Genomic DNA, 24,408 nt, shown 5'->3' with positions numbered 1-24,408 from the left:
TTGCCACGCATGCCCTCGGTGTGGTTCGCCTCCGTGCTCAACCCCACCCCGACGCACACGTCCTTGCAGCGCAACGGCCCGGACGCCTCGGCGAACACGATCAGGATCCGCCGATACGGCTCGGAGGTCACCGTCGTGTCCCCGGCCGCCTCGGCGGCCAACAGCACCGGCACCAGTTCCGCCAACTGCGGCAGCACCGCCCCCTCCGTATCCAGCACCACCCCCGGCGGCACCGCCGGGCCGACCGGTGAGGACAACACCTCCTCCACCGTCTCCCGCGTGATCCGCAGTCGCACCAACTGCTCCTCGGCCGTAGCCAACTCCGCGGTCAACACCTCCAGCCGCGCCCGCACCTCGGCCGCGGACGCCCGGACCTCGTCTTCCCTGGCCTGCAAGGCAGCCATCAACGACGGCACAGATGCCACCCACCCTCGCTCAACGCCCGCCCACCACAGCCGGACTCGACACCACGAGGCTAGGAACCAGCAACCCCCGACCGAGACCTGAACCCTGACGAATCACCCCAACGACGCACCCTCACAAGATGTGCACCCAAAGGAGTTGACGGTTGACAGCCGTACGGATCCCACCAGTCGCCGCCGAAGTGGTGGCCATCCGCCCCGGGAGCCCTCTCACCGGCTCCGTGACGGTCGACGGGTCCAAGAACGCAGCACTGCCGCTCCTGGCAGCCGCGGCGGCTCTGCACCGCCCCGTGCACGTGGGCAACGTCCCGGCGAACGCCGACGTCGAGACGATGCTCGCCCTGCTCCAGCAGGCCGGCTGGCACACAGCCCGACCCGTCGGCGACCTGCACACCGCGGTGATCCTGCCGGGCGACAAGCCCCAAGCCGGGTCCGACCTCGACATCGCCGCCCGCATCCGGGCCTCGTACTACCTCGTCCCCGCCCTGCTGGGCACATACGGCCGGGCGTGCCTCCCTTGGCCGGGCGGCTGCCGGATCGGGGAACGCGGCATGGAACAGCACTTCAAGGTCTACGAACGCTTCGGCGACCGCACGACCGTCGACGACCACGGCTACGTCGTAGAAGCAGCCAGTGCCCGACCGGAAACGGTCTCGATCACGCTTCCCTTCCGCTCCCGAGGCGCGACCATCGCCGCTCTTCTCCGTGCGGTCGTGGCCGGACGGCCACTGCGGCTGGGGTTGCCCAACCTTTCGCCGGAAGTGCTGGCTGTTGTTGAGGCGGTGCGGACGGCTGGCTGGCAGTGCCGAGTCAGTGAGGCACTCCTCGCCCTCGCGCCTCCTTTGGCCGCGCCACCGGAGACCATTTTCTGGCGCGTGCCCGGCGACAAGATCGAGGCCGGGACTCTGGCCTGCGCGGTCGCGGTCACAGGCGGCGACGCACGCATCTGCGGTGTACGCGGTGACGATGTCGTCCCCCTGGTCAGGGCCCTGCGGTGGCTCGGGGTTCCCTCCGACACCGAGAACGACGTGATCACCGTCCGAGCGCGAGAAACCCGACCCACCAGCCGGTCTCTGCGGGCCATCGCTTCCCTCGCCCCCAGGGGCTTGGATGCCGATTTCGAGCCGTCCTTGATGGCCTTGGCCCTCACTCGCCCCGGTACGCATCTCTTCTCCGACACGATCAACCCCGGCCGCCACAGCAACCTGCTGCCACAGCTGGCCCGTCTCGGTGCCGAGATCCACGAACTGTCCCCGACCAAGTGCCGTCTCACCGGTCCGCAGCAGTTGATCGGAGCCGGTGTCGAGGCCACCGACATCCGCACCGGGTCCGCCCTGCTCATCGCCGGCCTGACAGCGCAAGGCGTCACCACCCTGGGCGGCCTGGAGCAGCTCCGACGCGGCCACGCCGACCTTCCCACCAAGCTGTATGCCCTCGGCGCCGACATCTGCGAGGTCACACCATGAACCGGCAGTTACGGCGGATCATCGCCACGACGGACGTCCACTCCGCCTTCGCCTCCCCCGCACCGATGCTCGCCCATCTCCACGCAGCCAGGGCCGAGAGCCTGATCGTGGACTGCGGCGACTTCTTCGAAGGCAGCGGCTTCTACCGCCTCGGCCAAGGCCAGATCGAGCACGAGATCCTCACCAGCCTCTACGACCTGCTGGCCCCGGGGAATCACGGTTGGCGGCACCATTTCGAGCCGGGGCTGCGCGAGATGACCGTGTGCGCCAACACGACCGACGACGACGGCAATCCACTCTTCGACCGCGTACGCATCGAGCGGATCGCCGGCCGACGCGGGCCGTCATAAGCAGGATCGAGCACTCAGCGGCCGTGACGCTGACCAGGAGAAACAGCGCCAGGTAGCAGCGTCGAGCACCCCCCGGCAAGGATTCGATCCCTCTCCTCAAGCGAGTGTCGCAGGTTCGCATCCGGCCGGGGCACCCGCCGAAAGCCCCCCGGACCGATCATGGCCCGGAGGCTTTGACATCCGCTTCTGACATCGGGGAGGGCGGTCACGCCCGACCGGGGCGCCTCTTTCCGAGCAGCAGGTCCATGGGGCTCGGCGCATCGCTCGGAGGCGTGCGGCTGGAACAGGTCGGCGTCGTCGGTGCCGAGCCGGCGCAGGGCGTCCTCGCGTGCGGTGATCGGACGTGAACGGAAGGAGCCCACATCGCCTGGGCCGTCGCCCGTCGGCAGGCCGGCCCCGGTGGTGAGCGGGCTCAGTCGGCGACGGGCCGCTCCCCGTGCGGGACGGGGCAGCCGCGGACCGGGCGGGTGCCGAGTTCGTCCAGCCGGTAGCCGTTCGGGTAGCCCTTGATCTCCCAGTTCTGCCGCGCGTGGTGCGGGGCGCGCCGTGGCGGCATCAGACGGACAGCGCGCCCGCGCAGCCGTACCGCGTGGCGGACGAACGCGCGCGTGGCGGCGCTCGGCGGGGTGTAGCGAAAGGCCCGCAGCAGCGGTTCGTCGAGCAGTGCGAGCGTCGCGGTGCGCAGCAGGGGGTGCAGCGGGCGCGGATACCAGGAGGCCATCAGGGCGAGCGTGGCGTCGGAGACCCGCCGCGCGTCCTCGTCCCAGGCGAAATGGGCTGCCTCATAGGTGTCGAGACAGTGCTCGAACTCCTCGTAGGTCCCGGGAATGTCCTTGATGCCCATGCGCAGGCCCAGTGTGCGGTAGTGGACGGCGCCGGCCACGGTTTCGTGGCGCGACAGCCTGCGCCAGCCGTAGGCGTCGATCCACCGTTTGGGCATCACGACGAACGTGCAGAGCACGTACCGCATGTCGTCGTTGCTGATGTCATAGCTGCGGTGCATCTGGTTGATGCGGCGGATCGCCGTGCGGCCCTGTTCGCTGTCGAAGCCGTGCTCGACGACGGCGTCCAGGAGCAGGGCCGTATCGTCGTACCGCTTCTGGGTCCGGTCGGTGAACTCGGCCGTCTCGGCGAGCAGTCGGCCGATGCTGGGCACGGCGTACGTTCGGTACAGGGCGAGCTCGAGGGACCGGGCGAAGTCCCACGGAAACTCGTACGCCGACGCGAGCCGGTAGATCTCCGAGGCGTCCTTGCACGGGTCCATCCCCCGGATCTGTTCCAGACGTTCGAAGCGCTTCACCACGCCGTCCCCCTTCTGCCGCCGGGGCTCCCACTCTACGTCGAGCAGGAGGAGACGGACGGTCGGTCGGTCGGAGCAGTCGCACAGGGGGAAGGCGTTCAGCACGGCGGGCAGGGTCCGCAAGCCCTGTGCCGGGCGAACCGCTCCGGGTTCGGTGCCGGAGGTACAAGTCGGAGGACAAAGGGCCGGCGCGATGAGGTCGCTGGTCAGCCCCTGCAGGTGACGCAAGGGAGGAGGCCTTCCGGGAGGGAGCAGGTGAACCGGTGCCGTGCGCCGCTGATCGCCGCCAAGGAGACGTGATCGGTTCCTGCGGCGTAGGGCCGGTCAGTGGCCCCGGTCGGCCCGGGACGAGGGGTGACGCCCTTATCCAGCATGGTCTGGTGCCTGTGGGGCCGATTCACCGGAAGCAGAGGGGCGGAGGCGGTGTGGTTTCCGGACGGCTTGGAGCCGGCGTCCGCCCGCGGCTCGGCCTGGGCGGCGCGCGCAGAGGTGCTCTGGTCCCGGCCGGGTGCGGACGCCAGGCCGTCGCGGTGCGTGCGGCCGGTCTGTCGGGCCCCGCCTTCCGACTTCTGAGTGAGACGGGTGCGGGTCGGGTGATGGACAGCACCTGGCGGTGCGGGTCCGGGCAGCAGGCGAACTCGAGGAGGGCCTCGTGGAGGGCGGCTCGTCGTTCCCGGCGGATCCGCAGGCGTCAGAAGCCGTGCAGCCGGGCGGAGGTTCGCTCGGTCGTCCAGCGGTGGGTACCGCAGGCGCCGTGCCGGGTGCCGCGGCGGGCGATCGCCGGCAGGGGGCCACGTGCGAGGAGTGACGAGGAGCCCGCCGCGGAGGACTACGGGGTGCGCGCGGGCTCCGGTACGGGTGGTACGTGGGCAGGTACCCGCTCCGGCTGCTGCGGTCCGGGGGCGTCAGGGGCGGTGGGGGTGACGGGGGTGACGGGGGCGAACAGCCAGCCGGTGGACGGCCGGGTCAGCGGACGGACCAGGTGACGCACCGGCGGGGACCCGAGCACCACCGTCAGCAGAACCGCGCACAGCACCAGACCGACGATCTCGACCGGGGTGTTCACCCGTGATATCCAGCCCAGTTCCCGGACCGGCAAGATGACCAGCGGGTGCAGGAGGTAGATCGTGAACCCGCCGGCGCCCAACGTGGTGATCAGCGGCAGCCGCCGCCGGGGCATCAGCCGCAGCAGACAGAGCACCAGGGCCGCGGCCGATGCCAGCACCAGCAGCCGGATGACCCAGGCCCATTCCAGGCCCAGCGGGTCGGCGACGGAGTAAGGATGTCGCGTGGAAAGCCAGTTGCCCTTGATGTCCCTGTGCCACAGCCCTCCCACGGTGCAGGAGGCAAGGATCCCGGCGACCGCCACGAACAGGCTCCAGCGGCTGGTGAACCAGGTGCTCAGGAAGCCCTGGCCGATCCGCCAGCCGAGATAGAACAGCGGAAGGTAGACGAGCGTGCGGCTCGCCGAGAAGGCCAGCCCGAACTCCTCGACGTACCCCACGGCGAGGGCGACGCCCGTGGTGACGAGCAGGGGGTGACGTAGCTGGACCACCAGCGGCAGGAGCAGCCTCCAGAAGAAGAGGGACATCAGGAACCACAGGGTCCAAGGAAGTTGGGCGACGTGCACGGTGAACTCGTTGCCCAGCCAGTACTTCTCCAGCGAGTAGAGCAGGCTGAACACGAGGGCGGGCAGCACGATGCTCTGCAGCAGGGTGCGCAGGGAACGGGGGCCGAGCGGACCCGCGTTGCTGAACACGCCGGCCAGCATGACGAAGGCGGGTACCCGGAAGGCCCAGGTGGCGATGTGGAAGGAGTGCAGCACGTCTTCCCGCGCCAGGATGCTGCCGCCGGTGTGCAGAATCACGATCAGCAGGGCGGAGAGGAACCGGGTGTTGTCCCACCACGGATTCCTGGTCCGCTCCGCCCCGCCGGCGCGGTCGGTGGAGACCGTGGTGGCACGTCTCGGGAGTGGCTTGTCCATCGTGACGGCGGGCTCCTGACAGCGGCTCGGCAGCGGATACCGGCCCCCGAACCGGTGCTCGACCTGACGGGGCTGGGCACACCGTGCCGATCTCCGTGGAGGGCTTGGTTGCCGGATCGGATCCATACGGTGAACTCCACCTGCACATCAGGAGCCCTGACACACCTCTCACCGGCGTCCTCACCGCCGCGCTGCCCTCACCGCGGCACGGCCCGCCCCGCCCGCACCTTCGGTTCCGCCCGCACCCTCAATTCCGCGAGGTCCGCCCACCGAGGGACCGGACTGCCCGCACACACCACGTACAGCACTCCCTGCGAGAGGGGCAAGCGCGACTCCCCCACACGCCCGAGGCATGCCTCCCGTCACCCCCCGTCACCTCCCGTCACCCTCGGCACCCTCGGCGAGCGGCCCCGTACGCCGAGAGCCGTTCGCGCCACGCCCGGTCATGCCGCCGGGCGGCGCCGGAGTCATGGACACGACGGCTCCGCCCACCGGCCGAGCCGCCGGCCGGGAGGGGCCCCGCACCCCCTGCGCGTTCGCCACCGATGAGCACCGACGAGGGGGCGAGCTCGTCGCGCGGCCTCGCCCTGGCCCGGCTCGACCCAAACAGGCCGGCGACCGTGGACACCTGGCCTGCGTCCGCGATGACGGGCCGCCGATGAGCACGCCCGCCCCCGACCTCCACCTCGCGCCGCAGATCGTAAAGAATGTCGAAACATTCGTAGTTTTGATCTCTCATCTCGGTCCAGAATCCGATGGATTCAAGTGATCGATTTCGAACCGGTCGGCATACGCGAGCTGGAACAGGCCAAACGCACGCCCGTAGCGTCCGTCGTGAGCGAATGTTTTGGGATCAGTACCGAAACTGTTGACAGTTGACGGGTTCACATCAAAACTGTTCGCCATCGACAGCGTTCCCTCACTGTCGAGCCGGGTCGCCACCATGCCCCGGTCCTCCGGTCGTCGAACACTTCCCCGACCGGCCAGGTCCGGCCGCGTCGCGCAACGCACGAGCGGTCGCCGTCACCTGCACGGCAACCGGATCCGGCCGACGGTCTCCTGCAGCGCGAACCGACCCCCGAACCCACGATGCCGGAGGAGAACCACTCCGTATGAGAACCGGACCACATCTCTCGATACGCTCCCTGGTCACGCGGCTGGCCGTCGTCGCGCTGGCCGCCGCGAGCACCCTCACCGTCAACGCCGCCCCGGCCCGGGCCGCGGCCTGCAACGGGTACGTCGGGCTCACCTTCGACGACGGACCGTCCGGCAGCACGCCGAACCTGCTCAACGCGCTCAAGCAGAACGGACTGCGGGCCACGATGTTCAACCAGGGCCAGTACGCCGCAGCCAACCCGGCGCAGGTCCGGGCCCAGGTCGATGCCGGCATGCGGGTCGGCAGCCACAGCTACACCCACCCGCACCTGACTCAGCAGAGCCAGGCTCAGGTCGACTCGGAGATCTCCCGGACCCAGCAGGCCATCGCGAACGCGGGCGGCGGCACCCCGAAACTGTTCCGTCCGCCGTACGGCGAGACCAACTCGACGGTGAAGTCGGTCGCGGCCAGGTACGGTCTGACCGAGATCATCTGGGACGTCGACTCGCAGGACTGGAACGGCGCCAGTACCGATGCGATCGTGCAGGCCGCCGCCCGGCTCACCAACGGTCAGATCATGCTCATGCACGACTGGTCCGCCAACCCGCTCGCCGCGATTCCGCGGATCGCGCAGGGGCTGGCCGGCCGTGGCCTGTGCGCCGGAATGATCTCGCCGCAGACCGGCCGCGCCGTGGCACCCGACGGCGGTGGCTCCGACGGTGGTGGTGGCGGCGGATGCAGTGTGACCCTGTCCGCGGGCCAGCAGTGGGGCGACCGGTACAACCTCGACGTCTCGGTCACCGGCTCCAGCAACTGGACCGCGACGATGAACGTCCCCTCCCCCGCGAAAGTCCTCTCCACCTGGAACGTCAGCGCCACCTACCCCAGCTCCCAGGTACTGACCGCCCGGCCCAACGGCAACGGCAACGGCAACGGCAACAACTGGGGCGTCACCATCCAGCACAACGGCAACCGGACCTGGCCGACGGTCTCCTGCAGCGCGAACTGACCCCCGAGAACGACCCGGGGAAACACCGCTCCTACGGCGCGGCGGCCAGGTGCCGCCGCGCCACCCGGCCTGCAACCGCGCCCCGCCGGCACTCCCCCATGACCTGTCTCGTCCAGGGGCGGCTCGTCCACAGGGGCGGCTCGTCACCGCGGCGCGGAGACGGTGCTGACCGCGGGTGGTACGGCACCGGTTCCCGCGGCACCTTTCGGACGGCCGAGGACGGGCACCGCGGTGCCTGCGGGGCGACTGGGCCCGCGTGCGGACACCCGGCGGCGGCCCCTGTCGCCGTCACGGTGGCGAGCGCTTCATGATCACCTCGTGCCGCACGCACTGCCCCGGCGGAGATCCGGGCCCCGCCACCCCCTGGAGCACGGCCGGCCCGTGGCCCGGCCCCCCGCGGGGCCGGCCGTCTCGATCCGTCTTCCGCGAGGCCCGTCCGGTCGCGGTCCCGGTCCGGCAGCCGCCCACCTCCGCGATCCGGCTTCGGAGGATGCGAGGAACGAGGTGCGGCGGGTGCCGGCGGAGTCCACTGCGGGCCGGCGGGAGGAACACCCCTTCGGTCGCCGTCGGCGGCCGGGCCGGAGCGGGTCGCAGGTGATGCGCAGGTGTTCGCTGTGCGAGTGAGGATGGAGGTATGAGGCGTGTGTCGCCCGCCGTGTTCCCGCGGGACGAGGAGGTCGGGTCGTGTTCTTCAGGGATCGTCGTGACGCCGGTCGGCAGCTGGCCGCCCGGCTGGGACATCTGAAGGGGACCGAGGTGGTGGTGCTGGGGCTGCCCCGTGGAGGGGTGCCGGTCGCCGCGGAGGTCGCGGAGGCGCTCGGCGCGCCACTCGACGTCTGCCTGGTGCGCAAGCTGGGGGTGCCGTTCCAGCCGGAGCTGGGGATGGGGGCGATCGGCGAGGGCGGCGTGCGGGTGATCAACGATGACGTGGTGCGCACCGCGCGGGTCGCCCCGGACGAGCTGACCCGGGTCGAGGCCCGTGAGGGGGAAGTGCTGGAGAACCGCGCCCGGCGCTACCGGGGAGGGCGGGAACCGGTGGGCACGGAGGGCCGCACGGTGGTGGTGGTCGACGACGGGGTGGCCACGGGGTCGACGGCGCGTGCGGCCTGCCGGATCGCCCGTGCCAGGGGAGCGGCACGGATCGTGCTCGCCGTCCCTGTGGCACCGCACGACTGGGCCTCGCGGCTCGGAGGTGACGCCGACGAACTGGTGTGCCCGCACACCCCGTGGGACTTCTCTGCGATCGGGCAGTTCTACTCCGGCTTCTTCCAGACAGGCGACGACGAGGTCGTCGCCTGTCTGGAAGAAGCCGTGGCCCGTCCGCCGAGCACCCGCCGGGCCGAGCCGCGTCACGCGGTGCCGGAGGACCCGGAGGTGGACGTGCAGGCCGGTGCGACGGTGCTGCGCGGGCAGTTGACGTTGCCCGAGGGCGCGGCCGGGGTGGTGCTGTTCGCGCACGGCAGCGGCAGCAGCAGGCACAGCCCGCGCAACCGGTTCGTCGCGCTCGGGCTGAACCGGGCCGGGCTCGGCACTCTCCTGTTCGACCTGCTCACCGAGGAGGAGGCGGAGGACAGGTCCAACGTGTTCGACACGGGTCTGCTGGCCCGACGGCTGGCGGACGCCACCGGCTGGTTGCGCGGTCGGCCGGAGGCCCAGGGGCCGGCTGTCGGCTACTTCGGTGCGAGCACCGGCGCGGCGGCCGCGTTGTGGGCGGCCGCCGAGCCCGGCGCGCGGATCGCCGCAGTCGTCTCCAGGGGTGGCAGGCCCGACCTGGCCGGGCCACGGCTGTCGGCGGTGAACGCGCCCACGCTGCTGATCGTCGGGGGCCACGACGGGTCGGTGCTCGACCTCAACCGCGACGCACGGGCCCGGCTGCGCTGCGAGAGCCGGCTCGAGGTCGTCCCCGGCGCGACCCACCTCTTCGAGGAACCCGGTGCGCTGGAGAAGGTCACCGATCTGGCCCGGGACTGGTTCACCGACCACATGGCCCCGGTCCCGCATGCGGCGCACTGAATCCTGCACGCGTGCCCCGGTCACGGTCGGGGACCCGGGCCCAGCCGCACTGCCGCACTGCCGCTCCGATGACGGGCGAGCACCTCGTCACCATGACGGCGCGCGGTGCCCCGGTGCGTCGACCGGTGACATCCGGTGCGCGTTCCCCTGCGCCGGTACCGGGACCTGACTGCCGTTTCGCGTTCCGGCGTGGGGATCTTCTCCTTCCGGTGGACCGGGCGGGACCGAGCGGCCTACCGGTGGTGCGGGTACGGGACGGTGATGACCGGGCAGCGGGCGTGGTGGAGTACGCCCTGACTGACGGAGCCGAGCAGCATGCCGGTGAAGCCGCCGTGCCCGCGGGTGCCCACGACCAGCCCGAGCGCGCGTTCGGACGCCTTGGCGAGAACCTGTACCGGGTGGCCCCGCACGACCTCGTGACGCAGGTCCACCTCCGGGTGGGCTGCGGTACGCCCGGCCACCGTCTCCGACAGCATCCGACGGCATTCCTGGACGGCCGCGTCCTCGTCCAGGACTCCGAGCAGCGGGGCGTGCCACACGTACAGGGCCCGCACGACCGCGCCACGCAGGGCGGCCTCCTCGAACGCGAAGTCGACGGCGGCGGCGGAGTGGGGGCTGCCGTCGACCCCGACCACGAAGTACGGCGGCTGCTGGGTGACGTGCTCCGACTCCGGTACGACCACCACGGGGCAGGGCGCGTGGGCGATGAGCGGCAGGGCGACGGCGGCAGAGGTCAGCAGCTCCTGGAGGGCACTCAGATGCCAGGACCCGAGCACGACCTCCGTGGCGTGTTGCGCCTGCTCGCGCAGCACCCACGCCGGGTGCCCCTCCGCCAGCAGCGCGGCGACCTCCGCCTGCGGACGCCGGGACCTGACGAACGTCACCGCCTCCGACAGGGCACGGTCCCCTGTCGCGTGCAGCGCTTCGTTCCACTCCTCCCAGGACGGTCGTCCGCCCGTCGGCCGGTCCCCGGGGATCGGTACGTTCTGCGCGAGGACCAGCAGGAGGGGCAGACGGCGTCGGTCCGCCTCGTCGGCGGCCCAGGCGAGCGCCGTGCGTCTGCCGGGATCGGGGTCGATGCCGACCACGATCGGTTTGCGTTCTTGTGCATGCGTCATCGCACGACTCCCAGTGTCTTCTTCGGCCGGGGCCTTCCCGGTGCCGACCGGAAACCGGTGTCCGTCGGGGACCGGTACCGCCCGGAGACCCGCGTCCGCCGGAGACCGGTACCGGCCGGGGACCGGTGCCGGGACCTGTGGTCGGCTCGGTTGTCTCCGGCGCCCCCGTGCGTCTACATGCCCTTGGAGAGGAGGAGTTCGTGGGCGAGTCGTGCGCCGCGTGCTGCTTCCTCGGGCGGAGTGTCCTCCGACGGGAGGCTCTCCAGGCCCCGGGCGAGCGCCCGGACGGCCTCGGCCAGGGTCGCGACCTGTGCTTCCAGCCGGCTCAGCCGGGCTTCCGGCCCGAGGGCGGCATCGGGTCGGGGGGAGTGGTCCTGCGTCATGTCGTGCTCTCTTTCGAGGCGGTGGCGGACCGGGCCGTCACTCGGCGCGGCGGTCAGGCCGTGGTGGACCGGCCGCCATGTCCGGGTGGTGGGCCGTGCGCCCGTGCTCCCACCGGGCCTCCTCGCGCGGGTGCAGGCGTCGGGTGTGCCGTGGGTGGAGGCCGAGCATCCGACCGTGGAGGCGGCGTCAGCCGGACCTGTCGGGCGCTTGGGGTTTCCTCGGAGACATGCCGTGGACGTCACGGATGAGTCGCCGCTGTGCTGCGGTGAGGCCGCACAGGGTTGTTTCTCCGGTGTCGGGGGTGGTTCGGCTGCCGCAGGTGGTCGGGGTGCCGAAGAGGTACTGGTCCGGGCCGCCGCGGGCCGGCCGGTCAGCAGGTGCCGGCCGGTTCGGAGGTCTGGCAGATGTTGTCGACGAACGTGTTGTCCTTCCCCTTGTCGTCGCGGGTGGCCAGGTCCGCCGGGTGGTTGCCCAGCACGAGGTTGTCACGGACGACGTTCCGGTCGTTGGGGATGCCGTCCATGCTGCCGAACACGACGATCCCGCCGGAATACGGCGAGTCACCCACGTTGTCGTGGACCGCGTTCTGCGTCACCAGTACCTCCTTCGTACCGACGAGGACGATGCCGATCCCCTGGAGGTGGGGCAGGCGCGCGGTGGCGGGGCAGGAGGTGTTGTTCTCGTAGACCGCGTTGCGGCGGACGGTCAGGTCGCCCACCGTGCGCGGCAGCACGACGAAGACACCCGCGCAGTTCCCGGTGACGGCGTTGTGCTCGACGGTGAGGTTCCTGAGCCGACGGGTGGTCATGCCGATCCGGTTGCCCGTCAGGCGGTTGCCGCTGATCACCGTGCCACGGGTGTCGAGGGTCTCGCTCTCCGCGTCCGCCTCGAACACGTTGGCGGTGTACAGCCCGGCGTCGCCGTTGCCGCTTGCGGTGTTGTGGCGGAACGAGGCGCGGGTGGAGCGGTCCTGCGCGATGCCCCACTGGCCGTTGTCCCGGGCGGTCACCCGGTGGACCTCCAGTTGGTCGGTGCGCGTGGCCAGGACGCCGTTCTTCTTGAACCCTTCGACGGTCAGCGACCGGACCCGTACCCCGGTGACGGGTTGTGCGTCCGTGCCGGTGACGCAGATGCCGTTCCCGGCCTCCGCGCACGCGCTCCGCTCCTCCTCGTCCTCTCCGGGCACGATCACGGTCTGACCCTCCGCGCCCCGGAGGGTCAGCGGCTTGGTGATCGTGACGCTTCCGCGGTAGGTGCCCCGCGTCAGGACGATGGTGGCTCCGGGTGCGGCCGCGTCAACGGCCTTCTGGATGGACTGCCCCGGACTGACCACTTGCTCGGGTCCGCTGCGGGCGGAGGCGGCCGGAGCGAGGGCGCCCACGCCGACGACGAGGGGCGCGATGGCGCAACTGAGGCCTGTGACCTGGTATTTCCTCATGAGCCCGACGGTATGGGCCACCCTCGCAGCACCGCCACTCTTGGCGACCATACGGATACGCCGGGTCACCGGTAGGGCCTACCCCCGGCCCCGTCCGCCGGTTGCCCCCTCGCCGGTCTCCCGCGCTCCGGGCGTTCACCCGGACCACGGGAGTAGCGGCCGGAGTCCGGGGCAGACGGCTCTGCGTATGACCCATGAGGGTGACGGCAGAAGGGAAGCTTCCGATGCTCATGGCACACCCGGCCGTGCTGGAGAACCTGGTCGAGCAGTACGAGACGCTGCGCATGGCGCACGCCGAGAACGGCGGCGAGGAAGCACGCCGGCGCATGGAGGACGTCGCCTACACCCTGTGCGTGTCCACCGGCACCCGTGACATCGGCTCCGCCCTGGTCGCCGCTCGCCGCAGGCTGTCCGAGGTCCGTACCGCCGACGACGCCCTGGTCGCCGGCTGACCGCTCCCGTTCCGCACCCGCCGGGCGCCGGGCCGGCAACCCCGGCGCCGGGAGGCACCCCGGCACCGGATCTCCGGCCGACGGTTGTGGCGCACCACCGAACGCACGGCTCGGCCCGTCCCGCCGAAGCGGGCGACCGCACGTCGCGCGCCCCGCACCTCGGCGGCCGGAGCCGGGGATTCACGGACCGGTGGGATCCGCACCACACGATATCTGTACCCGCGGAGTGAGAGTTCTACGGAACCGTGCGGGCAGTTTCCCTGCAGTAACGAGCAGAGCGGAATTATTCACCGTACATCGACCGCCACATCGTGCTACTGTCGGCCCCAGTTGCAGTTGTGGTTCCCGAAATTCCAAATTCTCCTCAGTCGGCCTCTGCGCCACTGGAAGTGTTTTTTGGCACCGGTCTTTTTCCGGCGGGTTGATCATCGCGGCGACACGGCGTCCGCGCAGTGCGGACGCCGATTCACTGCCCCCGAAGGAGACAAGACATGGCTACTGGCACTGTGAAGTGGTTCAACGCGGAAAAGGGCTTCGGCTTCATCGAGCAGGACGGCGGCGGCGCCGACGTGTTCGCCCACTACTCGAACATCGCCGCTCAGGGCTTCCGTGAGCTGCTCGAAGGCCAGAAGGTGAACTTCGACATCGCGCAGGGCCAGAAGGGCCCGACGGCCGAGAACATCGTTCCCGCCTGACGCCGGCGCACACCGTACAGCTGGGGCCCGCATCCTTCGGGGTGCGGGCCCCAGCTGTATGCACGTCCCGCAGTGTTCCCACCTGCGGGACGACTGCGAGGAATCGCAGACCTGCGCATACGGATCACCTTCCGAGGGGTACCGGAACACGGCCTCTCGACTGTCCCGCGGCGCACGATTCGCTTTTTCATTCCATTCGGCCTGTTCTTGCAATTCTCCATGCCGCTCATCGCTGCGGGAATTCCTTGATATGTGCCGCATCGAGGAAGGTCCCCCATGAACCGCACACGCACGAACGACCGTTTCGCCCGCACCCGTACGGGCGGCGCCGAGCCGGGCAGGAGCGGCAAACGGTTCGGCTCGTCGGTCCCGGGCCGCTCCGGCGGGCCGACCCGCTCCGGCGGTCACAGCCGCCGGCCCTCCGCGGTGTCGGGTGAGTTCGCTCTCCCGCGGACGATCACCCCGGCGCTTCCCGCCGCGGCGGGCTTCGCCGACCTCGACATGCCCGCGGGGCTGCTGGCCGCGCTCGGATCGGAGGGCGTGACCGTACCGTTCCCGATCCAGGCCGCGACGCTGCCGAACTCCCTCGCCGGCCGCGACGTCCTCGGCCGGGGGCGCACCGGCTCCGGCAAGACCCTCGCCTTCGGGCTGGCCCTGCTGGCCCGTACGGCCAGCCGGCGCGCCGAGGCCCGGCAGCCGCTGGGGCTGGTCCTCGTACCGACGCGTGAGCTGGCGCAGCAGGTCACCGACGCGCTGACGCCGTACGCCCGCTCCGTGCGGCTGCGCCTGGCCACGGTCGTGGGAGGGATGCCGATCGGCAGGCAGGCCCACGCGCTGCGCGGCGGCGCCGAGATCGTCGTCGCCACCCCCGGACGCCTCAAGGACCTCATCGACCGCGGCGACTGCCTGCTGGACCAGGTTTCCGTCACCGTCCTCGACGAGGCGGACCAGATGGCCGACATGGGCTTCATGCCGCAGGTCACGGCCCTGCTCGACCAGGTCAGCCCCGGGGGCCAGCGCATGCTGTTCTCCGCCACGCTCGACCGCAACGTCGATCTGCTCGTGCGCCGCTACCTGACCGACCCCGTCGTGCACTCCGTCGATCCGTCGGCCGGCGCGGTCACGACGATGGAGCACCACGTGCTCCACGTCCACGGCGCCGACAAGCACGCGGCCACCACCGAGATCGCCGCACGCGACGGCCGCGTGCTCATGTTCCTGGACACCAAGCACGCCGTCGACCGCCTGACCGAGCACCTCCTGAACAGCGGGGTACGGGCCGCCGCCCTGCACGGGGGCAAGTCGCAGCCGCAGCGCACCCGTACGCTGAAGCAGTTCAAGGACGGTCACGTCAGCGTGCTGGTGGCGACCAACGTCGCCGCGCGCGGCATCCACGTCGACAGCCTCGACCTCGTCGTCAACGTCGATCCTCCGACCGACCACAAGGACTACCTCCACCGCGGCGGCCGCACCGCCCGCGCCGGTGAGTCCGGCAGCGTGGTCACCCTGGTCACCCCGAACCAGCGCCGGGCCATGACCCGCCTCATGGCGACGGCCGGCATCGTCCCGCAGACGACCCAGGTCCGCGCCGGCGCGGAGGCCCTGCACCGCATCACCGGCGCCCAGGCCCCCTCCGGCATCCCGGTGGTCATCACCGCGCCGGTGGCCGAACGTCCCAAGCGCCGCGCCACCCGCGGCCGGCGCCGTCCGGCTTCGGCCACCCGGCGCGCGCCCGCACGGCAGTCCGTCTCCGACGCGGCAGCCTAGGTCCTGTGGTCGCGTTCCCGTCGTCCCGACCAGGAAGCCGAACCATCTCCGCAGGAGGCAGCTCTTGACGCCGGTCCAGGCGCAGTCCCGCTCACCGCACACCGACGCCGTGCACCGGACGGCGGCCGACGCCGTGGACGCGGCCGGTCCTCAGGTCTGGGACGACATGACCGTCGAGGTGGCGCTGTCCGTCATGGCCGCCGCCCGCACGGGGCACCTCGTCGTCTGTGACGAGGACGGCCAGCGCATCGGCCTGGTCACCCGGGCCCGGCTCACCGCCGTGCGGGACGGTGCCGGGTACACGGACCGGGTCCGCCTGCGGGACGTCGCCGACGGCGGCGGGCCCTTCACCTCGCCGCCGGCCACAGCGGCCGAAGCCGAGCGCGCCGTGCGGCGGCGCCGGCCCGGGGCCGACGAGCACGGCAACGCCCCCGGCGTCCTGGCGCTCTCCCGCTGAACCGCTTCGCCGGGCCGGCCCTCTCCCCTTCTTCTCCTTGTGAGGCATCATGCGTTGTGTCATCGCCCGCTTCCCGTTCGAGCTCACCAGGAACGGCGTGCTGGAATCGATGAAGGGCGTCAAGCCCGAGCCGGTCGTGGGCGACTCCGTGATCATCGGACGCCGTCACTACCCCGCCAAGCAGGTCGGCCAGGTCATCACCCACCAGGACCGCCGTGATTTCAGTGCCGGCGAGGTCCTGCGGGCCATGGCCCAGCTCGGCTTCACCTGCCGCACCGTCTCCCGGGCCGCGCCCGCGAAGACCGTCGATCCGCTCCAGCGGGCTTCCGCGATGCTCGGCGCCCCCTTGTCCGTCTGACCGACGGGACATGCGCGAGCCGGCACCAGGACAGCCACCAGCACGACGGTGGGGGCTGCCGGAGCCGGCTCGTTTTTGGTCTCGCCAGCCGTCGGGCGGCGGCCCTGCGGGGATCACTCCTGCGGGTGAGCCTGCTCGGCAGGGACGTGCCGGTCGGAGGTCGCCCGGCGGCCCGGGCCCCTCGTCTCCCCGGGCTGCCGTCCCGGGCCGGGCGACGCACCCGGCCTGATCTGCCGGCGGCAACGGACCCGGCGGTCCACCGCCCGCCGGGGGCGCGGGTCAGGCATCCGCCGGGTGGTCGGCCCCCACATCACCGCGTCGCAGTTCGTCGTTGATGCGCCGGGCCTCTTCGAGCTGGTCTTCCAGGATGATGATGCGGCACGCGGCCTCGATGGACGTGCCCTGGTCGACCATCTCGCGGGCCCGGGCGGCGATGCGCAGCTGGTAGCGGGAGTAGCGACGGTGTCCGCCCTCGGAGCGCAGGGGCGTGATCAGCCTGGCTTCACCGAGGGTCCGCAGAAAGGCGGGCGTGGTGCCGAGCATCTCCGCCGCTCGCCCCATGGTGTATGCGGGGTAGTCGTCGTCGTCGATTCGGTCGAGCGGTGTTTCTGCGGTCATCTGCACCTCTGATGGGGGAACGCGTCGAGGGGCCTTGGTGCCGTACGGCACCAAGGCCCCGAGGGATTTCTAACACCATCGGCCGGCTTCTTGCCATACCGGCCTTCTGTTTCCGCACCGGCCCCCGTCGGGGGGCGGAGAGTGCGGGGATCGCGGATGCGTGACCGTGGGACCACCTTCCGTTCCGGGGCCTGCGGTACCCGGGCAAACCGTTCTCGCCCGGGCGATCCTGATGGCGTCGCCCTCCTTCTTTCTTCCTTGCTGACGGACCTCTTGGTACTGCCTGGTACTGCGGATCCTGCGTACTGCCGGTACTGCTGGTGACCCTCGTGCGGCCACCGGGCCCGGCGGTCAGCGAAGGGACCCCGAAGCTGACTCCGGCCCCGCCACTCCACCGCCGTGCCAGTACCTCTGTCCTTCGTGCGGGCAGTTCGTGTCTGCCGCGCCTTACCGACTTCCTGGCTACAACAGAGACACTAGCTCCTTCACGGGCGCATGTCTACAGCAGCCACAACAGATTTCAGCCCGTGCGGGTGAAAGGTTCTCCACCGGTGCCCATCAGCCGCGGCCCCGGCCGCCCGGATCCGGCCGGGACGGGTGGTGCCCGGCTGCGCCGCGCGACGCTCCTTCCTCCCGAAACGGGCGGCGCGGATTCGACCACCTCGGCGTGCACATGAAGAGAGGAGGGCCGGGGTAAGCGGTCGACTCTGCCGCCCCCTGACCGTGCGAAAGGTGATCGTGCCCGCATTCCTGAACGAGCTGTGGCCGCTGGGCTGGAGCTTCGCCGTCTTCGTCCTGGCCACGAGCGTCACCGTGGTCTGCAGTGTCCGGCTGGCAAGTGTGGGCGACGTCCTGGCCGACCGGACGGGGTGGGGCGAGGCGTTCTTCGGCGCCGTGCTGTTCGGACTGGTCACCTCGATGTCCGGGATCGTGATGACGGCGGTCAGCGCGGCCTCGGACCAACCGCAGCTCGCGTACAGCAACGCCGTCGGCGGCATCGCCGCGCAGACCGTGGCGATCGCGATAGCCGACGCGTTCCACCGGGACGCCAACCTGGAGCACGCCGCCGCCTCGCTGCAGAACATGATGTTCGGCTGCCTGCTCATCGTGCTGCTGGGCATCGCGTTGATGGCCACGTTCAGTCCGGACGTGACCGTACTGGGGGTTCACCCCGCGTCCGTCGCCATGGTGGCTCTGTACTGGGGCGGCCTACGGCTCATCCGCGGACAGGGGTCTCCCATGTGGCGGGCCGTGCGCACCACGGACACGCTGGCGGACGTCCCCGACAGCGACGACGGCGACGAGGCCGTGACCTCCCACAGCACCCGGCGCCTGTGGACGGAGTTCGCGGCCGCCGCGGTGCTCGTCGCGGTCAGCGGGTGGGCCGTGGCCCATGCCGCGGAGGGCCTCATGGAGCACACCGGTCTGAGCGCGGGGCTCGTCGGCGCGGTGTTCATGGGGGTGGTCAACGCGCTTCCGGAGACCATCACGTCCATCGCCGCCGTACGCCGTGGGGCCGTGACCCTGGCCATCGCCGCCATCATCGGCGGCAACTGCCTCGACGCGCTCAACCTGGTCGTGGGCGACCTCGCCTACGGAGGAGGATCGCTCTTCCACGCCGCCTCCCCACAGGAACTGTTCCTCACCAGCGGCTCCCTGGTGATGACGGCCGTCCTCCTCAGCGGCCTGCTCGTCCGCCAGAGGGCCAACTGGCTGCGCGTGGGATTCGACGGTGTCCTGCTCCTGGCCGTCTACTTCGGCATCGTCACCGTCCTCGCCCTCTAGACACGGCATGCCGGTAACCGAGCCGACTCCACGGCGAGTTGGCCTATGTTGGACCCACTGTTCACGCTCATCACAGGAGGCTCAGCCGTGTCGGAGGACACCACTCAGGACAGCGCCGGTTTCGAGACACGCGCCCGCATCGATACGACGAAGCCGCACTCGGCACGGTTCTGGAACTACTTCGTCGGGGGCAAGGACCACTACGAGGTCGACCGGGAGATCGGGGACCAGATCAAGGGCATCTTCCCCGGCCTGGTCGACGTGGCGCACACCAGCCGGCGGTTCCTCGGGCGAGCTGTCACGCATCTGGCCCTGGAACAGGGGATACGGCAGTTCCTGGACGTCGGTACGGGCCTGCCGACCGCCGACAACACGCATCAGGTGGCGCAGCGCGTCGCTCCGGACGCCCGGATCGTGTACGTCGACAACGACCCGATCGTGCTGACCCATGCCCACGCGCTGCTGACCAGCACTCCCGAGGGCCGCACCGACTACCTGGACGCCGATCTCCACGACCCCGAGTCCGTCCTGCGGGCCGCCGCCGAAACGCTGGACCTGTCCCGGCCCGTCGCCCTGATCATCCTCAACACGCTCGGCCACGTCGCCGACTACGAGCAGGCCCGTGAGCTGGTGAGCCGGCTCATGGCGGGGCTCGCCCCGGGCAGTTACCTCGTGATCAGCGACAGCACGGCGACGAGCGAGGGCATGATCGCCGCGTCGAACGCGTACAACTCGAGCGGCGCCGTGCCGTACTACGTGCGCGAGGTCGAGGAGATCGCCGGGTTCTTCGACGGCCTCGAGCTGGTAGAACCGGGTGTCGTACAGGTCCCGGAATGGCGGCCCGAGGCCGGAACACCGGGCGAGGACGACGGGAAGGCCGTGGACGCCTACGGCGGAGTGGCCCGCAAGCCGTAGGCGGCCCGGCCGACGGCAGAACAGGAGGGGAGGGCTGCTGAGGGGCGGACTGACGGGGGGGGCGGACTGATGGGCGGGATGGCCGGCACCGGAACGGTGGAGCGGGTCAGTCGGTGGCGTCACGTCACGACGTGAGTCCCTCATGACCGAGCAGCATGGCCCGGACGTGGGGGGGCTGGGGTACGAAGCGCGTCGGCGGCGGGACGGGGTCGCGTCGTTCGTCTCGGGGGTTGTCGTCGCGTTGGCGCTCTTCGCGTTGGCGTTCGTCGCGTTCTTTCCCGGGATGCCGCATGTCATCGGCCGGGGCGCCGTCCTCGGCTCCCCGGCCGTGGAAGCCCTGGCCCGGGCGGGCCCTCGTGCGTGGATGGCCGGGGACGCGAGGAGGAAGCAGAGGCGGGTCGGTGGTGTGCGGGATCGGTGGCCCGTCGTGGTGGGGTCGGGAGCGACATGTTCTGTTTCGGAGTTAGCATCCGGTCATGACGACTGTAGAGACCAACGGTTCTTCTCCCCTCGATGTCGAGATCGGTTCTCTGAACGGCGGTTCCGCCGGGCTGGCGCAGTATGCGGGCCAGGTCGTGCTCGTCGTGAACGTGGCCTCCAAGTGTGGACTGACCCCGCAGTACGCCGGGCTGGAGCGCCTGCACGAGCAGTACGCGGCGAAGGGCTTCACGCTGCTCGGCGTGCCCTGCAACCAGTTCATGGGGCAGGAGCCCGGTACCTCGGAGGAGATCGCCGAGTTCTGCTCCGCCACGTACGGCGTGACCTTCCCCATGACCGAGAAGGTCGAGGTCAACGGGGAGGGACGGCACGCGCTGTACGAGCGGCTGGTCGGCTTCGCCGACTCCGAGGGGCACAGCGGGGACATCCGCTGGAACTTCGAGAAGTTCCTGATCGGGCGGGACGGCAAGGTCGTCGCCCGTTTCTCGCCGCAGACCGAGCCGGAGTCGGCGGAGATCGTGGCGGCGGTCGAGGGCGCGCTCGGATAGCCGGGCGGAGCTTCCTCGAGGAGAGCGGCCCCCCGTACGGCGCCTCGGGTGCACCGGGGTGTTGACCTTTCCCCTGGGGAAGGGGTGAGCATTCGTGTCGCCGGGCGGGAGGGCTGCCCGGCGACGGGGGACGGCGCGGTGGACGAGGAACTGCTAGGGATCGGCGCGTTCGCGGCGCGGGCGCGGTTGTCGGCCAAGGCGTTGCGGTTGTACGACCGGCTGGGGCTGCTGGTTCCGGCGCGGGTCGACGAGGTGACCGGGTACCGGTTCTACCGGGCGGGCCAGGTCGAGCGGGCCCGGACGGTGGCGCTGTTGCGGCAGTTGGACATGCCGCTCGCCCGGATCGCCGAGGTCGTCGACGCGGACGACGGTGCCGTGGCGGCCGACCGGCTCGCCGCCTACTGGGCGGACGTCGAGGCGCGGATCGCCGGGCAGCGGACACTCGCCGAGTACCTCCGTGGACGACTCTCCGGGAGGAGCTGCGAGATGTACGGGAAGTTCGTGGTCGAGGCGGTGGACGTGCCGCGGCAGGTGCTGATCACCGAGACGCGGCACACGCTGGCGGACGAGTTGCCGGCGTGGATCGGGTCGGCGCTGGGGCGGCTGGAGGAGGCCGCGTCGGCGTGCGGGGGTGTGGCCGGGGTGCCGTTCGTCGCCTACCACTCCGAGGTGTCGATGGAGAGCGACGGTCCCGCCGAGGCGTGCGTGCCGGTCGCCGACGAGGCGGCGGCGCGGGCCTGGGCCGAGGCTCGGGGGCGGGCCCGGGAGACGGCGGTGCGGGTGGAGCCGGCCCAGCTGCTGGCCCGCACCCGGATCACCAAGGCGCAGGTGGCCCATCCTCAGATTCTGGCCGCGTTCGAGGCCGTGGAGCAGTGGATGGCGGCCGAGGGGCTGACGGCCGCGGGGCCCTGCCGGGAGGTGTACTTCGCGGACTGGGGCGCTGCGGGGGCCGAGGACCCGGTGTGCGACGTGGCGTTCCCGGTGCGGTGACGGCGTAGTCGCGGCTTCGGGAGGCAGGAGGCGGGACGTGGGCACAGGCCGAGCCCTCTCGGCAAGGACGGCGATCTCGTCGAGAGGGCTCTTCAGTCGTGCAGTCGTGCCGTCGTGCCGTCGTGCCGGGATCATGCTTCAGGCTTGTGACGGGACCCTGGGACGGGCTTGTGGTGGTGCCGCCGGCAGGTGTCCCGTCGTAGGGGCGGGGCTGCTGGCGGCCCGCTGTCCGTCCCCGTGCGGTCCTCTCAGGCCTTCACCGAGGCCACGAAAGCGCTCCACGCGTCCGTGGGGAAGGCCAGCTTCGGGCCCTCGGGGATCTTGGTGTCCCCGAGCTCGAGTGCTTCCTCGGTGGTCGACCTGACCATCACGCACGCACCGTTGTTGTTGGTGTAGGAGGACGTCGTCCACGTTTCCGTGGTGCCCAGACGAATTGCCATGTTCGCTCCGTAGCCAGTTGCTGAGTTGCTGTCACCGGGCTGCGCATTCCGGCAGGGACCCGCAGAACGGATTGCGCCAACCTTCACTGACGGCTGGCGTGATCGACGCTACTCGCCACCCTCCTCTTCCGGAGGAGCCATTCACTCGACCGGGTGGCATATTCCAGGAGGGCCTTCCAACCGGGCATGTCAGCGGTGTACAGTCCCGCCTCTTTGCCTAACGGAACGTCAGCGCGCGTACTCCTTCGCGACCCGCTCGACCAGTTGACGGGACTGCTCCACGTTCAGGGACTGGGCCCGCAGGTGCTCGTACATCACGGTGTACTTCTGCACGTCCTGCGGCTTCTCCAGGTACAGGTCGCTGGTCACGCCCTCGATGTAGACGACGCTCGAATCGGCCGCGTCCGCGAACTCCAGGATGGAGTACTGGCCGTTGATGCCGGAGTGCGCACCGACCTCGAACGGAAGGACCTGCACGGTGATGTGCGGCTGCTGCGACAGCTCCATGACGTGCTCCAGCTGTTCACGCATGACCTGCCGGCTTCCGACGACCCGGTGCAACGACGCCTCGTCCAGCACCACCCACAGTCGCAGCGGGTCCGTCTCTGCGGTGACGCGGTTCTGCCGGCGCAGGCGGACCTCGACCCGCTTGTCGTTGTCCTGCTCGGACGACTCCGGCGAACCGCCCTGGACGATCGCCTCGGCGTACGCGCGGGTCTGCAACAGGCCGGTGATGATCTGCGGTTCGTAGACCCGGAGCGACTCCGCGTCCGTCTCCAGCCCGATGTAGACGCTGTACGGGATGTCGCCGAAGGCGTGCCACCAGCCCTGCTGGCGCGAGTCCTTGGCCATCTGCATCAGCGACTCGACGATCCGCTGGTCCTCGACCTCGTAGACGCCGCAGAGGTCGCGGACGTCCCGCTGGCTGATGCTGCGCCGGCCGTTCTCCAGCCGGCTGATCTTCGACTGTGAGACCAGCAGTCGCTCCGCCACCTCCTCCGCCGTCATGCCCTTGAGCTCACGGAGCCTCCGCAGCTCCTGGCCCAGCCGGCGTCGCCTGACGGTGGGATTGACATTGGACGCCACGGGACGTGCACCTCCGGCTGCGTGCCTCGTACTTACTCGTACTTGCCACTTTGCGTATCTGGTGTTGAGCAGACTGCCACCAAGGTGCTTCCTGCCGCTGGAGAACAGCGGATATCCAGCGGGTACACCCCGGTTCGGGGGTGCCGACGGCACGGAACGGTGCGAAGTCGGTACGGTGGCGGGTTTCCCGCACGCCGAGCGGGGCGGAGAGAGTGCGCGCACTCTCTCCGCCCCGCTCGGACAGCGGCTCCCGTGACCGGGTCTGTGGTGCCGTGGCCGGTCAGTGGTCCTAATGGGCCACGGCGCGCGCCATGGATCCGTGGCGCGGCTGGGCCGGAACGCCACGGGCGGGTTCCGGTCCGCCCCTGCCGCCGGCGGTGGCGGCCTGACGGCCTCCTGCCGGGGCCGGGTTGCGGCGCGGCTGGACCGCCACGCCGTTCTGCACGTCCATCACGGCGTGCGCCACCAGGCCGCCCATCGGGTCGTGCCGGATCAGGTCCCGCAACCGGGAACGTGAGGAGCGACCCTCGTTCCCCGGGTACAGGTGCTTGCCGAGGCCCACGGCGTGCGCCAGTGCGGCGAGCGCCGCGGTCCGTGGGTCCGGTGGCACTCCGGTGCGGATCGCGGAGTCCAGCCGGACCTTGATCTCCCGGCTGATCTCGTTGTCCGTCGCCTGGTAGCGAGTCGTCGGCAACACCCCGCACATCTGACCGGCCACGGCATGCACCATGCCGCACCGCTCCAGATACGAGAGGTAGGTCTGGCGGAGCCCCAGTCGCGGCCCGCCAATCCAGTTGACCGCCCGGACCGGAGCGCCGCGCCTTCGCAGCAACTCCAACGCGCAGTCCAATGTCGGATCTCCAGTCGGCCGTGGTACCACCACGGCGATACGATCCCCGTCTGGGGCTATCCGTCCGGCCAGCGCCAGCTCCACTAGCTGTGCTCCGGCCAGACCGAGGTCGAGCGACTGCGGCTGTGCAGTGGTACCCGTGGTCGGGTCCAGCGCCAGCAGCAGAAGCTCTTCCGGAAGTGTTCTGCGGCTCCTGCCCATCCATGCCTCCCCGCGTGGATGAATGACAGGGTGACCCCTCTCACATTGGTCTGTCGAGAGCACGTGACTGGTTTGTAAGGGAACCGATAGGTATGTCGTTCTCGTCTACCACGTGGGGGAAGTCCGCACACAGGACACTGGTAGAGGGTTCGGACAGGGCTGCGGAGCGCTGTCACGGGCGGGCGGAACGGGTTCACGGTTCGGTTGGCGTACGCGCGACGCGCGGCG

Annotated in this window: 23 protein-coding genes and 1 pseudogene; 13 read left to right on the top strand and 11 right to left on the bottom strand. The window is 70.7% G+C overall.

Going from position 1 to position 24,408, the window contains the following annotated elements:
- A partial coding sequence (locus TU30_RS13960) for a hypothetical protein (protein ID WP_158719314.1) occupies window positions 1–404 on the bottom strand: 404 nt, incomplete at its 3' end.
- 200 nt (window positions 405–604) lie between these two features.
- Here TU30_RS13960 and TU30_RS13955 point away from each other — a divergent pair.
- Both TU30_RS13955 and TU30_RS13950 read left to right on the top strand, forming a co-directional pair.
- Entirely contained in the window at window positions 605–1,888 is a 1,284-nt protein-coding gene (locus TU30_RS13955; protein ID WP_042169255.1) for a UDP-N-acetylglucosamine 1-carboxyvinyltransferase, read from the top strand.
- Window positions 1,885–2,226: pseudogene (locus tag TU30_RS13950) on the top strand (metallophosphoesterase); the annotation flags it as partial. The gene TU30_RS13955 and the pseudogene TU30_RS13950, both read left to right, overlap by 4 nt.
- Before the next feature lie 424 nt (window positions 2,227–2,650).
- On the opposite strand, the gene TU30_RS13945 reads toward TU30_RS13950, so the two are convergent.
- From TU30_RS13945 to TU30_RS35995, 3 genes are all read right to left on the bottom strand, one after another.
- Complete coding sequence (locus tag TU30_RS13945) at window positions 2,651–3,538, bottom strand: oxygenase MpaB family protein (protein WP_042169357.1); 888 nt, start codon at window positions 3,536–3,538, stop codon at window positions 2,651–2,653.
- Window positions 3,539–4,367: 829 nt separating this feature from the next.
- Window positions 4,368–5,522: an acyltransferase family protein gene (locus tag TU30_RS13940; RefSeq protein WP_078878277.1), complete on the bottom strand. Its 1,155-nt coding sequence runs from the start codon at window positions 5,520–5,522 to the stop codon at window positions 4,368–4,370.
- A 735-nt stretch (window positions 5,523–6,257) separates the two neighbouring features.
- Window positions 6,258–6,467, bottom strand: a complete 210-nt coding sequence (locus TU30_RS35995; protein ID WP_158719313.1) for a hypothetical protein — start codon at window positions 6,465–6,467, stop codon at window positions 6,258–6,260.
- A 167-nt stretch (window positions 6,468–6,634) separates the two neighbouring features.
- On the opposite strand from TU30_RS35995, the gene TU30_RS13935 reads away from it, so the two are divergent.
- Both TU30_RS13935 and TU30_RS13930 read left to right on the top strand, forming a co-directional pair.
- Window positions 6,635–7,627, top strand: coding sequence for a polysaccharide deacetylase family protein (locus TU30_RS13935; RefSeq protein ID WP_042169248.1), 993 nt, complete (start codon window positions 6,635–6,637; stop codon window positions 7,625–7,627).
- Window positions 7,628–8,311: 684 nt separating this feature from the next.
- Window positions 8,312–9,640 (top strand): phosphoribosyltransferase family protein, encoded by a 1,329-nt coding sequence (locus tag TU30_RS13930; protein ID WP_042169244.1) that lies wholly within the window; start codon window positions 8,312–8,314, stop codon window positions 9,638–9,640.
- Between the two features lie 233 nt (window positions 9,641–9,873).
- On the opposite strand, the gene TU30_RS13925 is transcribed toward TU30_RS13930, so the two are convergent.
- From TU30_RS13925 to TU30_RS13915, 3 genes are all read right to left on the bottom strand, one after another.
- Window positions 9,874–10,758 carry a universal stress protein gene (locus TU30_RS13925; RefSeq protein ID WP_042169241.1) on the bottom strand — a complete coding sequence of 295 codons (885 nt, stop codon included), beginning with the start codon at window positions 10,756–10,758 and terminating at the stop codon, window positions 9,874–9,876.
- Between the two features lie 173 nt (window positions 10,759–10,931).
- Window positions 10,932–11,141 carry a hypothetical protein gene (locus tag TU30_RS13920; protein WP_042169238.1) on the bottom strand — a complete coding sequence of 70 codons (210 nt, stop codon included), beginning with the start codon at window positions 11,139–11,141 and terminating at the stop codon, window positions 10,932–10,934.
- Between the two features lie 371 nt (window positions 11,142–11,512).
- Window positions 11,513–12,580, bottom strand: coding sequence for a nitrous oxide reductase family maturation protein NosD (locus TU30_RS13915; RefSeq protein WP_042169234.1), 1,068 nt, complete (start codon window positions 12,578–12,580; stop codon window positions 11,513–11,515).
- Window positions 12,581–12,804: 224 nt separating this feature from the next.
- Here TU30_RS13915 and TU30_RS13910 point away from each other — a divergent pair, with 224 nt between their 5' ends.
- The 5 genes from TU30_RS13910 (at window position 12,805) to TU30_RS13890 (ending at window position 16,309) form a co-directional block, all read left to right on the top strand.
- Window positions 12,805–13,032: a DUF5133 domain-containing protein gene (locus TU30_RS13910; RefSeq protein WP_042169230.1), complete on the top strand. Its 228-nt coding sequence runs from the start codon at window positions 12,805–12,807 to the stop codon at window positions 13,030–13,032.
- Window positions 13,033–13,523: 491 nt separating this feature from the next.
- A complete protein-coding gene (locus TU30_RS13905) occupies window positions 13,524–13,727 on the top strand; it encodes a cold-shock protein (protein WP_042169227.1) in 204 nt (67 codons plus the stop codon).
- Window positions 13,728–14,003: 276 nt separating this feature from the next.
- Complete coding sequence (locus TU30_RS13900; protein WP_042169224.1) at window positions 14,004–15,494, top strand: DEAD/DEAH box helicase; 1,491 nt, start codon at window positions 14,004–14,006, stop codon at window positions 15,492–15,494.
- 64 nt (window positions 15,495–15,558) lie between these two features.
- On the top strand, window positions 15,559–15,951 hold the full coding sequence (locus tag TU30_RS13895; RefSeq protein ID WP_042169222.1) for a CBS domain-containing protein: 393 nt from the start codon (window positions 15,559–15,561) through the stop codon (window positions 15,949–15,951).
- A gap of 49 nt (window positions 15,952–16,000) precedes the next feature.
- Window positions 16,001–16,309, top strand: coding sequence for an SCO5918 family protein (locus TU30_RS13890; protein ID WP_042169218.1), 309 nt, complete (start codon window positions 16,001–16,003; stop codon window positions 16,307–16,309).
- A gap of 279 nt (window positions 16,310–16,588) precedes the next feature.
- Here the strand turns inward: TU30_RS13890 and TU30_RS13885 are convergent, their stop codons facing one another.
- A complete protein-coding gene (locus TU30_RS13885) occupies window positions 16,589–16,927 on the bottom strand; it encodes a MerR family transcriptional regulator (protein WP_042169216.1) in 339 nt (112 codons plus the stop codon).
- Window positions 16,928–17,665: 738 nt separating this feature from the next.
- On the opposite strand from TU30_RS13885, the gene TU30_RS13880 reads away from it, so the two are divergent.
- From TU30_RS13880 to TU30_RS13865, 4 genes are all read left to right on the top strand, one after another.
- Window positions 17,666–18,712 carry a sodium:calcium antiporter gene (locus tag TU30_RS13880; RefSeq protein WP_042169352.1) on the top strand — a complete coding sequence of 349 codons (1,047 nt, stop codon included), beginning with the start codon at window positions 17,666–17,668 and terminating at the stop codon, window positions 18,710–18,712.
- 87 nt (window positions 18,713–18,799) lie between these two features.
- Window positions 18,800–19,627 (top strand): SAM-dependent methyltransferase, encoded by an 828-nt coding sequence (locus TU30_RS13875; RefSeq protein WP_042169215.1) that lies wholly within the window; start codon window positions 18,800–18,802, stop codon window positions 19,625–19,627.
- 476 nt (window positions 19,628–20,103) lie between these two features.
- The gene (locus TU30_RS13870; protein WP_042169213.1) at window positions 20,104–20,613 is read left to right on the top strand and encodes a glutathione peroxidase; all 510 of its coding nucleotides are present in this window, start codon (window positions 20,104–20,106) and stop codon (window positions 20,611–20,613) included.
- A gap of 138 nt (window positions 20,614–20,751) precedes the next feature.
- Window positions 20,752–21,603: a MerR family transcriptional regulator gene (locus TU30_RS13865; protein ID WP_042169349.1), complete on the top strand. Its 852-nt coding sequence runs from the start codon at window positions 20,752–20,754 to the stop codon at window positions 21,601–21,603.
- Window positions 21,604–21,851: 248 nt separating this feature from the next.
- Here TU30_RS13865 and TU30_RS13860 read toward each other — a convergent pair whose 3' ends face one another.
- From TU30_RS13860 to TU30_RS13850, 3 genes are all read right to left on the bottom strand, one after another.
- Window positions 21,852–22,043, bottom strand: a complete 192-nt coding sequence (locus TU30_RS13860; RefSeq protein WP_042169210.1) for a DUF397 domain-containing protein — start codon at window positions 22,041–22,043, stop codon at window positions 21,852–21,854.
- Window positions 22,044–22,271: 228 nt separating this feature from the next.
- A complete protein-coding gene (locus TU30_RS13855; RefSeq protein ID WP_042169208.1) occupies window positions 22,272–23,129 on the bottom strand; it encodes a helix-turn-helix transcriptional regulator in 858 nt (285 codons plus the stop codon).
- A gap of 289 nt (window positions 23,130–23,418) precedes the next feature.
- Window positions 23,419–24,180, bottom strand: coding sequence for a GPP34 family phosphoprotein (locus TU30_RS13850; RefSeq protein WP_042169205.1), 762 nt, complete (start codon window positions 24,178–24,180; stop codon window positions 23,419–23,421).
- Window positions 24,181–24,408: the final 228 nt, after the last annotated feature.

It is taken from the genome of Streptomyces sp. NBRC 110035 (assembly GCF_000829695.1).
Lineage (GTDB): Bacteria > Actinomycetota > Actinomycetes > Streptomycetales > Streptomycetaceae > Streptomyces.
Note: the sequence above shows the minus strand (reverse complement) of the source record. Positions and strands in the feature narration are given on the sequence as shown.